Source organism: Curtobacterium sp. MCBA15_009, assembly GCF_001864895.1.
Lineage (GTDB): Bacteria > Actinomycetota > Actinomycetes > Actinomycetales > Microbacteriaceae > Curtobacterium.
This window is the reverse complement of sequence record NZ_MJGO01000002.1, coordinates 77,241-91,944: the sequence shown is the minus strand read 5'-3', so window position 1 is coordinate 91,944 and position 14,704 is coordinate 77,241. Positions and strand designations below refer to the sequence as shown.

Annotated in this window: 13 protein-coding genes; 7 read left to right on the top strand and 6 right to left on the bottom strand. The window is 72.8% G+C overall.

All coding sequences use genetic code 11. The features are described 5' to 3' along the window. Nucleotides 1-737: Ig-like domain-containing protein (locus BIU97_RS01085; protein WP_175472386.1), on the top strand; the 737-nt coding region annotated here is incomplete at its 5' end. Nucleotides 738-951: 214 nt separating this feature from the next. Here BIU97_RS01085 and BIU97_RS01080 read toward each other — a convergent pair. Continuing rightward, nucleotides 952-1,425, bottom strand: coding sequence for a DUF3060 domain-containing protein (locus tag BIU97_RS01080; RefSeq protein WP_071253008.1), 474 nt, complete (start codon nucleotides 1,423-1,425; stop codon nucleotides 952-954). A gap of 98 nt (nucleotides 1,426-1,523) precedes the next feature. Between BIU97_RS01080 and BIU97_RS01075 the strand changes: the two genes are divergently transcribed. After that, the gene (locus BIU97_RS01075; RefSeq protein WP_071296826.1) at nucleotides 1,524-2,669 is read left to right on the top strand and encodes a glycosyltransferase family 4 protein; all 1,146 of its coding nucleotides are present in this window, start codon (nucleotides 1,524-1,526) and stop codon (nucleotides 2,667-2,669) included. An 81-nt stretch (nucleotides 2,670-2,750) separates the two neighbouring features. On the opposite strand, the gene BIU97_RS01070 is transcribed toward BIU97_RS01075, so the two are convergent. Genes BIU97_RS01070 through BIU97_RS17855 form a run of 3 tightly spaced genes read right to left on the bottom strand, consistent with a single transcriptional unit; the run spans nucleotide 2,751 to nucleotide 5,840 of the window. After that, nucleotides 2,751-3,875: a glycosyltransferase gene (locus BIU97_RS01070; RefSeq protein WP_071296910.1), complete on the bottom strand. Its 1,125-nt coding sequence runs from the start codon at nucleotides 3,873-3,875 to the stop codon at nucleotides 2,751-2,753. Continuing rightward, nucleotides 3,853-4,446, bottom strand: a complete 594-nt coding sequence (locus BIU97_RS17455; protein WP_071296825.1) for an arsenate reductase/protein-tyrosine-phosphatase family protein — start codon at nucleotides 4,444-4,446, stop codon at nucleotides 3,853-3,855. The genes BIU97_RS01070 and BIU97_RS17455 overlap by 23 nt, the downstream gene beginning before the upstream one ends. Further along, a complete protein-coding gene (locus tag BIU97_RS17855; RefSeq protein ID WP_071296824.1) occupies nucleotides 4,443-5,840 on the bottom strand; it encodes a hypothetical protein in 1,398 nt (465 codons plus the stop codon). Before BIU97_RS17855 ends, BIU97_RS17455 begins: the two co-directional genes overlap by 4 nt. Nucleotides 5,841-5,926: 86 nt before the next feature. Here BIU97_RS17855 and BIU97_RS01055 point away from each other — a divergent pair, with 86 nt between their 5' ends. The 3 genes from BIU97_RS01055 to BIU97_RS01045 are packed head-to-tail and all read left to right on the top strand — an operon-like array spanning nucleotide 5,927 to nucleotide 9,329. Next, nucleotides 5,927-7,339 carry a polysaccharide biosynthesis tyrosine autokinase gene (locus BIU97_RS01055; protein WP_071296823.1) on the top strand — a complete coding sequence of 471 codons (1,413 nt, stop codon included), beginning with the start codon at nucleotides 5,927-5,929 and terminating at the stop codon, nucleotides 7,337-7,339. Beyond that, on the top strand, nucleotides 7,336-8,412 hold the full coding sequence (locus tag BIU97_RS01050) for a polysaccharide pyruvyl transferase family protein (RefSeq protein ID WP_071296822.1): 1,077 nt from the start codon (nucleotides 7,336-7,338) through the stop codon (nucleotides 8,410-8,412). Before BIU97_RS01055 ends, BIU97_RS01050 begins: the two co-directional genes overlap by 4 nt. After that, on the top strand, nucleotides 8,409-9,329 hold the full coding sequence (locus BIU97_RS01045; protein ID WP_071296821.1) for a glycosyltransferase family 2 protein: 921 nt from the start codon (nucleotides 8,409-8,411) through the stop codon (nucleotides 9,327-9,329). The genes BIU97_RS01050 and BIU97_RS01045 overlap by 4 nt, the downstream gene beginning before the upstream one ends. A gap of 59 nt (nucleotides 9,330-9,388) precedes the next feature. Here BIU97_RS01045 and BIU97_RS01040 read toward each other — a convergent pair whose 3' ends face one another. After that, entirely contained in the window at nucleotides 9,389-11,047 is a 1,659-nt protein-coding gene (locus BIU97_RS01040; protein WP_071296820.1) for a GH39 family glycosyl hydrolase, read from the bottom strand. A gap of 143 nt (nucleotides 11,048-11,190) precedes the next feature. Between BIU97_RS01040 and BIU97_RS01035 the strand changes: the two genes are divergently transcribed. Next, nucleotides 11,191-12,288, top strand: coding sequence for an acyltransferase family protein (locus tag BIU97_RS01035; RefSeq protein ID WP_071253025.1), 1,098 nt, complete (start codon nucleotides 11,191-11,193; stop codon nucleotides 12,286-12,288). Between the two features lie 9 nt (nucleotides 12,289-12,297). Further along, entirely contained in the window at nucleotides 12,298-13,494 is a 1,197-nt protein-coding gene (locus BIU97_RS01030) for an ankyrin repeat domain-containing protein (RefSeq protein WP_139195834.1), read from the top strand. Here BIU97_RS01030 and BIU97_RS01025 read toward each other — a convergent pair. After that, the gene (locus BIU97_RS01025) at nucleotides 13,479-14,696 is read right to left on the bottom strand and encodes a glycoside hydrolase family 1 protein (protein WP_254782817.1); all 1,218 of its coding nucleotides are present in this window, start codon (nucleotides 14,694-14,696) and stop codon (nucleotides 13,479-13,481) included. The genes BIU97_RS01030 and BIU97_RS01025 overlap by 16 nt on opposite strands. Nucleotides 14,697-14,704: the final 8 nt, after the last annotated feature.

The window sequence follows — 14,704 nt, the reverse complement described above, 5'->3', positions numbered from 1 at the left end:
GCTTCACCGGCACCGGCGCCTCGGGCGCGAAGCTCGACATGCGCGGCAACACGTCCTCGATTGGTGACACCAAGATCGTCGACGGCGCATGGACGGTCGACGTCACCCGACAGCTGACCCCGAACGTCTACGACCTCCACGCGTTGCAGACCAGCAAGGGCGGCCTCACCCAGCGCAGCAACATCACCGTCACCATCCAGGACGAGCAGATCACCGAGCTCACCGCCGCCGGGACGTTCCCGGAGGACGTCGAGCAGGAGGCGTTCATCTCCGGAGCGGCGCAGAACGGCGCTGACGTGGTCGTGAAGGAAGGCACGACGGTCATCAAGAGCGTCAAGGCCGTCGACGGCAAGTACACGGTGCAGATCCCGGCGACCGTCGCCGGGGAGCGCACCTTCACCGTCACCCAGACGGTCAAGGGCGACACCTCGGCGCCGAAGACCGTGACGCTGGACTACGGCACCCCGGCCGACATGGTCGTGGAGTCCCCGACCGACGGCAGCACCGTCCCGGCCGACCAGGTCGTGTTCACCGGCACCGGCCAGCCCGGCGGCAAGGTCACCCTCGGCGGCACCGTCAGCCGGCTCGGTGAGGCCAACGTCAACGCGCAGGGCAACTGGACCATCACCGTCCAGCGCACCCTGGTCCCGATGGACTACGCCCTGTACACCAAGCAGATCACCAAGGGGAACCTGATCGGCGCGGACGACGTCCGCACCATCACCATCACCCAGTAACACCGCACCAGCACCACCACGGGCGCCCCTCCACACCAGGAGGGGCGCCCGTCCTCGTTGCGTGCTCCGAGCCAGGGCAACCCGGGCGACGGCGACGCCGGTCAGGGGATCTCAGGCGGAGACCCCAGCTGGAAGGTCCGAGCCAGGACCCCCGGCAGACGCGAAGAAGCCGCCGGCCCGAGGGCCGGCGGCTTCTGCGCTGCGGGGGAAGGGATCAGCGGGTCACGAAGAAGTTCCCCTTGCCGTCGTCGTCGACCTTCGGCTTGTTGTCCGAGGTGACGCGGTTGCCGTCGGTGGTGACCTTCACCGAGCCGACGGTCTTCGCCGAGATGTCGTTGATCGAACCGGTCACGACGAGCTCCTCGACGTTGCCGAGGTGGATGACCGCGTTGCCGGCGGTGACCTGCACCGAGGCGCAGTCGCCGAGCGTGACGTCCTTGTTCGCCTGGTCGATGACCGCCTTGCCGTCCGTGCAGGAGGCCTTCGTCTTGTCGATGTCGGCCGGCGGGTTGCTGAAGACGTCGCTGTGTGCCTTCGCGGTGGAGCTGGCGCTCGCGCTCGGCTTCGTGGTCGCCTTGCTCGTCGCGTCGTCGCCGGTGCCGGAGCAGGCGGTGAGCGCACCGAGCACGCTGACGACGGCGAGGCCGGTGACGAGGAGGCGGCGGATCGGGGGCGTGGGGGGCGTCATGGCAGTGTCCGTTCTCGAGGTTGACGGGCGCGTCGGGCGCACCCATGGGCGTGACGTATACATGTCACGTTCTATACAATACTTGATATGCTACCGAGGTGACAATCCACACGCGGCCCTGTGCGGCCTTCCTCAGCCACAGCGCAGCACTCTCCGGGGCAGAGCTCCTGATCGCGCGGGTCGCGGCCGCCTGCACCCGGACCACGCCCGTCGTCGTGCTGGGCGAGCACGGGCCGCTCGAGGGCGTCCTCGCCGACCGCGGCGTGCCCTGCGCGGTCGTCGAACTGGACCGCTCCGTCCAGCAACACACGGTCGGCACGACGTCCGGCGTCGTCGCGAAGACCGCCGCGACACTGCGCTCGACCCGCGAACTCGCACGTGCTCTCCGCCGCCTCGGCGTCGACGTCGTCGTGACGCACTCCGCGAAGGCCCACGTGTACGGCGGGCTCACCGGCCGCATCGCCGGCATCCCCGTCGTCGCGCACGTCCACGACGTCGTCGGCACGGCCGGGTCGTCCCGCGCGAACGCCCTGCTGCTCCGCGCCGCCCTCGCCGCGCTGCCGCGCGCCGTCATCGCGAACTCGCAGACCACGGCCGCTTCCCTCGGCCGGTCGGCTCGCCGGGCCAGCGTGATCGGCTGTCCGACGGTCGTCCCGGACGTCGTCCCGCCGAGGACCGGCACGACGCCCACCATCGGCATGGTCGGGCGGCTCACCCCGTGGAAGGGACAGGACGTCGCGCTCCGGGCCTTCGCGGCCGCCAGGACGGCCGGACTCGACCCTGCGGCCCGGCTCCGGCTGGTCGGAGCGGCGCACTTCGGGGACGACGAGCAGTTCGCAGCGGCGCTCCGCCACCTCGCCGACGCGCTCGGTGTCGCCGAGGTCGTCGACTTCCGCGGGCACCGTGACGACGTGGTCGCCGAGATCGCCGCGTGCGACCTCGTCGTCCACGCCAGCACCCGTCCGGAACCGTTCGGGCAGGTGGTCGTCGAGGCGATGGCGCTCGGCCGTCCGGTGGTCGCCGCGGACGCCGGCGGACCGGCAGAGGTCGTCACGGACGGCGAGGACGGCGTGCTCGTGCCCCCCGGCGACGTCGGTTCGCTCGCCGCCGCCATGACGCGGCTGATGGCCGACCGGGAGGCCCGTGCCCGGCTCGCCGACAACGGCCGCCGGTCCGTCGTGCGGTACGCACTCCCCCACGTGGTCGGCATGATCGAGGACGTCCTGCTCGCCACCGCGCGCTGACGCGCGCGGCGGCCCTGGTCGCTCGCACGACGTCGACCGGACCCGACCGACGGAGCCGCGCCGGGCCTCCCGTCCGACCCGTCAGACGCGGACGGCGCTCTCGATGCCGGTCCACGCACGGACCTCGCGGCGGAAGCGCGCCGTGGAGAAGTCCTGCGCGCGCGCCCGACAGGCGTCCGGGTCGAGGCCGACCGCGGCGTCGACGGCCGCGCGCAGGGTGCAGTCGCGGAAGTCCTCGACGACGACGCCGCTGCGCCCGGCCTGGACCGAGTCACCGGCACCGCCCACCGCGTTCACGACGACCGGGGTGCCGAGTGCCATCGCCTCGACCGGCATGATGCCGAAGTCCTCCACCGGTGGGAACACGTAGACCGCCGCCCGCTGCAACAGCGCGGCCAGCAGGGCGTCCGAGGGACGCACGACGATCCGGACGTCCGCCCCGGACGCGTCCGCGTGCGCCCGGAGCCGTTCGAGGTCCGGGCCGTCACCGGCCAGGACCACCGGGCGACCGGCAGCCCGACCCGCGTCGACCACCACGTCGAGTCGCTTGTACGGCACGAAGCGGGACGCCCCGAGCACGAACCCGCCCGGCAGGGACTCGAGCAGCGTCCGCTCGCGGTCGTCCAGGGCGTCCGCCCAGTCGTCGTGGGCGGCGAGCCGCTCGACCCCGACCGGCGGGTGGACCACGACGGCGTCGACGCCCCAGCTGTCCTGGATGCGGCGCTGCACGAACCGGCTGTTCGCCGCGACGTGGTGCAGGCCGGCCGCCCGGCGACGATCGACCGACCGCAGGACCGGCCCGGCGACGCGTGCGGCGAGCGAGCTGCCACGCGCATCGAGTTCCGGGTTCCACAGGTACCGGGCGGGTGTGTGCACGTAGGTGAACTGCCGCTCGGGGTCGACGCCGGGTACCCGTGCCTGGTGCGCGAAGAGGTGGGAGCTGACGATCGCCCAGTCGTACGGGCCGAGGTCCCGCAGGCCTGCGGACCACAGGGCCGGCAGCAACGGGACGGTGAGCGCCTTCCGCCCGCGGAGCGGGGTCCTCGCGAGGGCGCTCTCGATCACCCGACGGCCGGGGTACCGTCCGGGGGCGTCGCTCCACAGGCCGAACAGGTCGGCGTCCGGGTACTCGTCCGCGATCGCGTCGAGGACGCGTTCGGCGCCGCCGACGGCCTCGATCCACTCATGCACCAGCAGTCCGCGCACGGCCCGCTCCTTCCGCCGCTCGGGACGCACAGGCGACGACGGCGTCCATCGCCGCGTCGGTGGTCGCGCACATGCGGTCGTGGTCGATCGAGTCCCCGCGCACAGGGTCGTCGACGTCGTCGTCCTCGGGGGTGGCCGGGGTCGTCGCGAGCCGGGAGCGGGCGACGAGACGGGGGAAGGTCTCCCAGAAGTCCTCGGTGACGTCGTCCTGCTCGAGCAGGGGCCGGACGAGCCGTCCGAACTCGCGGAGCGTGAAGGTCCGACGGAGCAACGAGGGAGCGAGGTCGAGGACGGCGGCCCGGTGCGCGCGCTCCATGGTCAGCACGAGGTCCGTACCGGCGAGCAGCCCGGCGGTCAGCGGGGTCGATGCGAAGCCCTCGAGATCGGCACCGTGGCGTTGGGCGGCCTCGGCGGAGCGGGGGAACGCGGGTGCCCCTGCCGTCGCGGCGGTCCCGGCGCTCGACACGTGGAAGCGCCCGGGGGCGACGGCGTCGAGGCGGGCCTGGAGCACTCGTTCGACGTAGGGCGAGCGGCAGACGTTCCCCTCGCAGACGATGAGGATGGCGGTCACGGTCGGGCTCCTGTCCGGATGGGGATGGGCGAGGTGGGCGTCGGAGGTGGTCGATGTTCGGCGCCGGGCCCTGGTCCTGGTCCTGGTCCTGGTCCTGGGCGGAGACGACCCGTGTCGGGAGCGGGCCGTTGGTCGCGCGTCCAGGCCGGGACGGCACACGCGGCGATGAGCACCCAGAGGATCGGGGTCGAGAAGTCCGGCGTGCCGACGACCTTCGCGACGAGCAGGGCGACGAGCGCGATCCCGGCCGGGACCGTCCTCGGCGTCCGCACCGCGGCGACGACGATCCCGACGGCGAGCGCCGTGAACGCGACGGTCCCCGGGATGCCGAGGGTGGAGAGCAGGGCGAGCGCGAAGGACGACGGTCGGTTGCCGCCGAGGCCGGTGCCGAGGCCGAGGGTGTCCGCGACGACGCCCCAGCTGAAGGTGTCCGCGCCGGTCCGGGCGTTGTACGAGGTGCTGCCGACCTTGTCGGCGACGATCTCCTGGACGGGCGCGAGCAGCCTGTCGCCGGCGGTGAGCGCGACGATCCCGGCGACGAGCAGTCCGATGACGAGCCAGGGCGTCCCGGTACCGCCGCGGGCGACGTACCGCACGGCCAGGACGACGAGGCCGAAGGCGATGAACACGGCCGACGCGACCACGGCGGTCCCGGATGATGCCTGCAGCAGGTTCGAGCACGCGAGCGCGCACACGACCGCCCAGAGAAGCCGTCGCCGGCCGTTCGCCCGCATCGCGGCGACCACCGCGAACGCAGCTGCGGCGAGTGAGAACGTCGCGAGTTCGCTCGGCTCGCTCAGCACACCCCGCAGGCGGTCTCCCGGATCGGTCTCGGAGTACTGGATGTTCGGCATCGTGTCGACGAGCGGTGCGAGGACGTCCGCACCGACGGCGACCATGACGCCGCGGATCGAGCTGAGCACCGTGCCGACGACGAGCGCGACGGCCGCGGCGGTCACCGCGCCGCGGACCCGGACGAGGTGGAGCGTGGCGCAGGCCGAGAGCGCGAGGTACCCGAACTGGGCGACCGTGCTGACCGAGTACTGCAGCGTGCCCGGGTCCAGGACCTGCTCGTCGACGCCCCCGCGCGGGACGAGCACCCGGATGCCGGCGAACATCCACGGCCCGAGGGCGGTGATGACGGCGGACCAGGCGATGAGGACGGCGAACGCGTTGGCGGTCCAGTGTGCGGTGCCGAGCCCTCGGGAGCCCACCAGGGCGATGACGGCCCCGGCCGCGGCGACGGAGAACAACGGCACGCCGTTCTCGCCGAAGGCGACGCCGGCGGAGGCGGGGAGTCCGGCAGCCACCCCGAGGACCACGGGCAACCAGGCGGGCCGGATCGACAGGGTGACGCCCAGCACCCCGAGGAGCGCGATGCCCAACACCGTCATGACATCTCCGATCGTGGTTGCCGTCGTATTTCATATCTACTACTATGAGTATCACATACACAGAACGATCGAGGGGAAGTGCGTCGATGACGCTTGCGCAGTTCGTCGACCTGCTGAGACTCCGTTGGCTCTCCGTCGTGGCGGTGGTCGTGCTCGCGGCCGGCCTCGCGGCGGCCGTCTCCGCCGTGCAGTCGCCGCAGTACCGGGCATCGAGCGCGGTCTTCGTCTCCGTCGCGTCGGGCGCCTCGGTGAACGACCTGAGCCAGGGCAACAACTTCTCCGCCGCCCGCGTGAAGTCGTACGAGGAGCTCGCGCTCACGCCGCGGGTGCTCGGCCTCGCCGCTCGACAACTCGGGCTGCCCGCCGACGCGGACCTCAGCCGCGTGGTGTCCGCGGAGTCCACGACGGACACCGTGCTCATCACGATCACCGCGACGGACACCGCACCGGAGCAGGCGGCGGCGATCGCCAACGCCGTCGCCGACCAGCTCGTCAAGGTGGTCGAGCAGGTCGAGCGGTCGACGTCGGCCGCCGACTCCCTCGTCAACCTCAGCGTCTTCCAGCGGGCGTCCCCGCCGACGGTCCCCTTCGCTCCGCGCCTGCCGGTCAACATCGCGATCGGCGTCCTCGCCGGCCTCGCCCTGGGCGTCGCACAGGCCGTCCTCCGCGAGGTCCTCGACACCCGACTGCGGTCGTTCGAGGCGCTGCGTCGGCTCACGGACGCGAGCATCCTCGGCGAGTTCGCCGTCGACGACACGATCGCGAAGGACCCCCTGGTGTCGTTCGACAACCGGTACAGCACCCGGGCCGAGGCCTTCCGACAGCTCCGGACGCACCTGACCTACACGAACCTCGACGGCGCGGCGCAGAGCATCGTCGTCACGAGTGCGACTCCGGGCGAGGGCAAGTCGTCCACTGCCGTGAACCTGGCGCTCATGCTCGCGCAGAACGGCTCGAAGGTGGTCCTCGTCGACGCCGACCTGCGTCGCCCGACCACCGGGGTGTACTTGGGGATCGAGAGCCGCGTCGGCCTGTCGACCGTGCTCACCCGGCAGGTCGACCTCGATGACGCCGTCCAGGAGATCGGCGCGGACAACCCGCTGCACGTCCTCGCCGCCGGTCGCGTGCCGCCGAACCCGAGCGAGCTGCTCAGCTCGAGTCGGATGGTCGACCTGATCCGTGAACTCGAGTCACGGTACGAGTACGTCATCGTCGACGCACCGCCGATGCTGCCCGTCACCGACCCGGCCGTCCTCGGGGCGATCTGCTCCGGCGTCCTGCTCGTCGTCAGCGTGCAAGGCCAGACGAAGCGTGCCGACTTCACCACCGCCGAGCGCACCGTGGCGCAGGTGGGCGCCCGACTGCTCGGCCTCGTGGTGAACCGCCTGCCCCCGCAGCGCCGGGCCAAGACCTACTACAACTACGAACCGTCCGCGCCGGTCAGCGAGAGTCCTCGCCGGGCCTCGCGCGCCCGCCTCTCCTCGAAGGACCCCCGATGAAACCCACCCGCCGCTCCCTCGTCTACCTCGGGTGGCAGAGCAACGGCAACTTCGGCGACGACCTGCTGCACGAGACGTGGCGAGCGGCGCTCGACGACCCCCTCGACGTCGAGGCGCCCCTGACGACCCGCGCGTACCTGCGCGCCCTGCCCCGGGTCGCTCGCGAACGATTCCGGTTGGTCGGTTCGGAGCGCATCGTCCTGCTCGGCGGCGGCACGACCATCGGGTACCAGGCCTGGGCGGAGCACGCGCGGCTCGCCGTCCGGAACTACGGAGCGGCCGGCGTCGTCGGCGTCGGGCTCGGCGCCGCCGCCCGGACGGACGCGTACGCCCTCTCCCGACACCCTCAACAGTGGAGCGCCTGGCAGGAGCTCGACGGGATGCGCCTCGCCGGGGTCCGCGGCCCGATCACGGCGGACGAGGTCACCGAACACCTCGGCCCGACGACGGTCTGCGGCGACCCGGCGCTCCTGTACCCGCTCGTCCGGTCCGTGGAACCGACCGGCACCCCCGGGCGACGACGGATCGGTGTCGCGCTGGGGTCCGACCCGCAGACCCGCTTCGACGTCGAGACGGTCGCCGCGGCGGTCGACGAGCACGCCCTCGCCACCGGGACGCACGAGGTCGTCGCGTTCGCACTCTCACGACCGGACCGCGCCGCGGCGCGTGCGCTGTCCGAACGGCTCGTGACCCCGTCGACCGTCCACGAGTACACCGACGTCGCCACGACGATGTCGGTGCTCGCCGGGTGCGACCTCGTCGTCTCCGAGCGGTTGCACGGCGTCGTGGCAGCGCTCGCCCTCGACGTCCCGACGGTGCCGCTGTCCTACGCCTCGAAGTGCGACGACTTCTGGTCGAGCGTCACCGGCGGGCCGGCGCCCGTCTCGGTGGGCCACTCGGTCGACGCCCTCGTCCGTGCGATGCTCGGCGCCGACGCCGTCCGTGCCGGGGCCACGGGCACGGTCTTCGCCCTGCAGGAACGGCTCGAGGGCATCCGGCGCGAGCTCGTGGACTGGCTCCGCGGGGGCCGCTCGACGGCCGCCCTGCTGCACACGGGTCCGGTGTCGTCGTGACCCACGCCACCGCTGCAGCGACCCACCGCTTCCACCTCGTCATCTCGACCATCCGGTCGCCGGAGCACATCGAGCGCTGCCTCGAGTCCATCCGCCGCGCTCGGGTGTCCGTCTTCGTCACCGTGGTCGAGCAGCGCCCTGAGCCCGACGCGCTCCCGGTCCTGCGCGACCTCATCGACGCCGGCCACGCCGAGCACGTCCACGAACCGGTCGTGCGCGGGGTGAGCCGCGGGCGGAACCGTGGACTCGCCGTGCTCCGCGGCGACATCGTCGCGTTCCCGGACGACGACTGCTGGTTCGACGACGGCGTGCTCGAGCTGCTCTCCGAACGGATGGACGCCCGGGGCCTGGACGGCGCCGCGATCCCCTGTCGCGCGTCGGACGACAGCGGCACGATGCTGCGCTGGCAGGGACGCCCGAGCCTGGTGACCAGCTGGCGGGTCCCCCGCACGATCGTTGCCGCGGGGATCTTCCTGCGCCGCGAACTGCTCGAGCAGAACGGGTTGTTCGACGTCGCGCTCGGCACCGGTGCCGCGACACCGTTCGGCTCCGGTGAGGAGAACGACCTGGTCATCCGGGCACTGCGGAACGGTGCGCGGATCGCGTACATGCCGGACACCACGGTGCGGCACGGCGACTTCCGGCACGACGGCATGACCGACGAGACCCTGGCGAAGGTGCTGCGGTACAACCGCGGCTTCGGGCGGGTGCTGCGGAAGCACGGGCTCCGGGGGCAGGCCGCGTACTGGACCGCCCGGTCGGCAGCCGCGGTGCTCGTGGCCCGGGTGCGCCGCGACGCCGACGGGGTGCGGTTCCAGCGCGCCCAGCTCCACGGCCGCTGGCAGGGGTGGCGCGGGACGGACGGGCACGGGGCTCGGCACCCGTTCGACCCCGCGACCACGCCGTCGGTCCGCTGACCGTGCCCGCCGGCACCGATCCCGCCGACGCAGCCCTGCGCCGGCGGGATCGTCGTGCGCTAGTCGTCCCAGACGACGAACCGCGGGATCCACTTCGCGGACATGGCGAGCGTGCCGTCCGTCGCGGTCACGGTCTTCACCGATCCGGTCGGCTCCACGATCGTCCCGGTGCCGCGCATCGCCACGCGGACGGGTGTCGCCGAGGACCGCGAGGACGTCTGCCAGACCACCCGGGTGTGGTGTCGTCCGTCCGGCGAGCTGAACAGCATGTCGCTCTGGTCGCCGACGCGGCGCTCGGGGACGTACCGCTTGCCGGCGAGGACGCGCTGCATCGTCGCCCACCCCGCGGCCGAGGTCTTCGGCTCGTACCCGGTGACCGCGCTGCCCGTCAGGCCGAACGTCCGTGCGGTGCCGTCCGGGTCGGCGAGCGAGGGCTCGGCCATCTCGAACAGGTACAGGCGTTCGACGCCGAACTGCGCCGCGACGGCGTAGGTCCGCAGGACGTACGCGGTCTGGTCGTCCGGGTCGACCCAGCCCTGCCCGGCGAACCGCGTCGGCCAGCCGGTCTCGGTGATCCAGATCGGCAGTGCCGTGCCGTCGGCTCGCGGGTACCGGTCGGCGGTCTCGCGAAGCCAGAACAGGGCGTCGCCGATGCACGGGTTCGTGGGCTCGCAGTGCTCCGGACCCCACGGCTGGTTGTACGGGTGGATGCTCACGGCGTCCACGTGGTCGGCGCCGCCGGCTGCGAACCACTCCGACAGCCACCGCAGCTCGTGGCCGGCGACCGCGTTCTGGGCCGGTCCGACGATGGTCGCGTCGGGATCCGCGTCGCGGATGACCGCCGCGGTGACCCGGGCGAGTTCGATGTACGCCGCAGGGGTGTCCGGCAGCGAGCCGTGGTTGTTCGACCACTCGTTCCAGACCTCGTAGGACAGGTCCGCTCCGGCGTGCCGCTCGCGCATGTGCGTGACGGTCTCGCGGACGTACCGCTCCCACGCCGCGGCCTGCGCCGGCTTCGACACGTCGGGCGGCGCCATCGCATCGCCGGTGTACGCGACGTGGCCGTAGTCGAGGACGAAGAGCGGGCTGAGGCCGCGGTCGCGCACGAGCGGGTCGATGCGCGCGTCGACGGCGGTGAAGTCGAAGGTGCCGGCCTGCTTCTCGACAGCGCTCCACTGGAGGTCCTGTCGGGAGGTCCCCGCGCCGAGGGCGTCGAGCGTCGGGAGCGCCCCGGCCACCGGGTCGACGGCGAGCCCGAAGTACGTGTCCTCGGCGGTCGGCCCGGCGATCGTGCGCACGAAACGGTAGGACGTCGTCGCCCCACCGGCGACGTCCACGGTGACGCGGTACGTGCCGGACGGCAGGACAGCGGTCGGCTGGACCTCGACCGACCGGGCCGCAGCGCGTCCGGCTCCGGAGTCGACGATCGCGCCGCTCGTGTCGTTGATCTTCCACGTGACGTCGGCGGCCCGTTCGACCCCGGCGACCGTGAAGCGCGGCTGCTCGCCGGGTCCGAACAGTCCGCTGCCCCCGATCGGTCGGATCGAGGGCGTCGGACTGGCTCGGGGTTCCGCACGGGCGGATCGGGGCGGCCCGTGCTCGGCGAGCAGGACCGCGAGGACGACGCCGGTGACGACGGTCGCGATGAGCCCGGCCGAACGGCGACGGGTGGGGCGAGGGGGATCGGCGGACCGGAGGCGCCGCGAGGAGGGTTCCATGCGCCCCATCCTGTGCAGGGCGCGGACGAGCGGAGCAATCCTCCGAATGCATGGCGGACGCGATGGGAACGAGAGCGATGACACCGCGAAACACGACATCTGGAGAGTTCGCGACGCGCGTTCCTGCCGGTGAGGCTGGAGGCATGTCCGTCGCCCGACCGTCCTTCGGCGGTGTCCAGGTGCTGCGATTCGTCGCAGCGCTCCTGGTCGTGTGCGCGCACCTGCCGATCTACCTGCACGCCCGTTTCGGCACGCCGGCGGTCGACCTTCCGACGGGACAGGTCGGTGTCACCGTCTTCTTCGCGATCAGCGGCTTCGTCGCCGTGCTCGTGACGCAGCGCACCCCACGGCCGTCCTGGCGGGACTTCCTGCGCCGACGGCTCGTCCGGATCCTGCCGCTCGCGTGGGCGGTCATGACGGTGAAGCTCGCGATGCTCGTGGTCGCGCCGCAGGCACTCGAGCGGGCCGCGACCTCCCCCGGGTACATCGTGCTCTCGTACCTCTTCCTGCCCGGTCGCGGGCCGAACGGTGTGGTCGAGCCGTTCTACACGGTCACGTGGACGCTCTCGTTCGAGCTGCTGTTCTACCTGGTGGTCACGATCGCCCTCGCGGCGCGGATCGACCCGTTCCGGCTGGCGGCGCCGGTGTTCGTGGCGCTCGCGGTGCTCTCGGCCGTCCGCGGTCGCGGGTGGCCGACGTGGCAGTTCCACGCGAACCGGTGGGTGCTCTGCTTCCTCGTCGGCATGGCGATCGGCACCTGGGCGCTCGACCGCGCCACGCGCCGGCTCGTCCTGCGGATCGCAGCGATCACGGTGGTCTGGACCCTGGTCGGGATCGTGGCCGGGGCCTCCGTGCCGAGCCTGTCGCTCCTGCCGCTGGCCGCGCTGGTGCTCCTGACCACCGTCGCCGGCGAACGATCGTGGGGCCGGCGGGCCGGTCCCGTCGGACGCACGCTCGGCGACGCCTCGTACGCGCTCTACCTGACGCACCCGATCGTCGCTCCGGCCGCGGTCGCCGTGGTGGCCGCGGTGGTGTCGGACGCCCGCGGCCCGGTCGTGGCCGTGGTCGGAGCGGTGTCCGCAGCGGTGGTGGCCTCGGTCGTCGTGTGGTTCGCGTTCGACCGACCCGTCATCCGGCTGCTGCAGCGCAGGCGTCCCGATCGGCAGCCCGGCGGACCGCCGCAGGGCGCCGCCCCGACGAGGCGACGGCACCGCCGGGGACGGAGCACGCTCGCCGGGTAGTGTCGACCCGTGCGATGGAGTCGAGTGAACTGGCCGGCGGTCGGCTACGTGTCGCTCGAGGACCTCGAGGGGGCAGCGGACCACCTGACCCGACTGCTCGAGGACGCTCCCCCGCCCGTGGCGGCCCTCGCCACCGTGCGCTGGGTCGACTCGCGCCTCGCCGCGCTGAGCGCCGAAGCGCCGGCCGCGGGCAGCACCGGTGACGGCGACGACGAGGCGACGACCCCGGTCGACCTGCCGGGACACGGCACCCCGGATCCCGTGGTCGTCCGCGCCGAGGTCGTGGTGCGGAACGACGAGGTGCTCGACACCCCGGACGGCCTGTGGCGCCGGTGGAACCACGCGCGGGTGACCCTGCGCTTCGACGACGCCGTCATCGACCCGACGCACGTCGACCCCGCGGACCTGCTCGCCGGCGACGCCCACATCGCCCGCGGGGAACTCGACCACGTGCCGGGGCAGGACGCCTGGGAGCTCCGGCTGCTCGTCTCCCCCGTCGGCGAGGTCGCGATCCGGTTCACCGACGTCCAGGTCGCCGTCCGGAGCGTCGCCGAGTCGGTGTACGACGCGCTCGGGGACCGCCCGGCGCGGGGCTGGCACGGACCGGTGCCGGACGGATGGGTGGAGTACGCCACCGAGGTCGTGCGCGCCGCGGCGTACGGCGACCTCGGCGGGCTGCACCTGGCCGACGACGCGAGCGACGTCGACGACGTGGACCAGCGGTGGGGCTTCGCGCCGCTGCACGCCGCCGCGTGGTTCGACCGTGCGGCGATGCTCGAGGAGCTCCTGCGTCGCGGGGCGTCGGTCGAGCTCACGGACACCGAGGGACGCACGCCGCTCACGCTGGCGATCGACCGGGACGCCCGTCGTGCCGTCGCCGTGCTCGCCGCTGCCGGTGCCGACCTCGAGGCACGGGACGCCGACGGCAACACCGCGATCGTCCGCGCGGCCTGGGGCGGTCACGCCGAGGTCGTCCGCGCCCTCGCCGCGGCAGGTGCCTCGACACGGGCGGTCGGTTCGCGGGGCGCGACCCTGCTCATCGCCGCGGTCGACTCCGGCGACGTCGGCACCGTGCGGGCCGCGCTCGAGCTCGACGTCGACGTGAACGCCCGGGACGACGAGGGGTCGAGTGCGAGCGACCGCGCGGAGCTGCTCCGCGACCGAGCGGTCGCGGAGCAGCTGGCCCACTACTACGGGGCGAGCTGACCCGCGCGCTCGAGCGCGTTCGCCCGGGCCACGCCGCCGTACCAGTGGGCGGAGGGCTTCGGCGTGCGCTCGAAGGTCTCCGGGTCCCAGGCGACCAACCCGAAGGTCGGCCGGAAGCCGGACGCCCACTCGTAGTTGTCGAGGAGCGACCAGTGCTGGTAGCCGAGGACCTCGATGCCGTCCTCGATGCAGCGGTGGATGCCCTCGAGGGCGCCCTGCGTGTAGACCTGCCGGCGGGAGTCGTCGGCGGTGGCGATGCCGTTCTCGGTGATCATCAGCGGGACGCCGCCGGAGAGCTCCCACGCGCTGCGGAGCCCGTCGGCCGAGGCCTCGGGGTAGAACTCCCAGCCGGTCAGGGTCGTCTCGACGTCGTCCGCCACGGGCAACGGACCGGAAGCGCCGATGAAGGTCCGGGTGTACGCCTGCACGCCGAGGAAGTCGTCACCGGCGGCCTGCTCGAGGTACCAGTCGTCGCGCGGGTAGCCGTACTCGCGGAGCATCGCGTCCGCCCCGGGCTCGCCATTCGAGCGGAAGGCCTGCGTCGCGACGGTCCACCCGGACCGGAGGCCCGACACCTGTGACAGCACGTCGCGCGACCGCTTGTGGCTGGCCAGCAGGGCGTCGGCGACGCCGAGGTCCGGGTTCGGCAGACCGTAGGCGACGAGGTTCGCGGCGTCCTCGCCTCCGGCGAGCATCGCCGCGATGTTCGGCTCGTTGACCGTGCAGACGTAGCGGACGCCGTCGGACACCACAGGGAGCGCCGCTTCCGTGTACCGGGCGAACAGGTCGGCGGCGTCGGGTGCGCGCCAGAAGCCGTCGCGCTCGAACCAGCGCGGCACGGTGAAGTGCATGAGGGTGACGATCGGCTCGACGCCGAACTCGTGGCACGTCTCGACCATGCGGCGGTAGTGGTCGACCTCGGCGCGGCTGACGGACCCGCGCTCGGGCTCGATGCGGGCCCACTCGATGCTGAACCGGTACGAGTTCAGACCGAGCTCGGCGGCGATGCGGATGTCGTCGCGGTAGCGGTGGTAGCTGTCCGCGGCGTCGCCCGAGGGTTCGACGATCGTGGTGTCCGGCTCGTGCTCGTGCACCCACCAGTTGCTGTTGACGTTGTTGCCCTCGATCTGGTGGGCGGCGGTGGCGGCGCCCCAGAGGAAGCCGTCGGGGAAGTGCAGGGTGGTGATGATGGTGCCTTTCAACGGGCCGG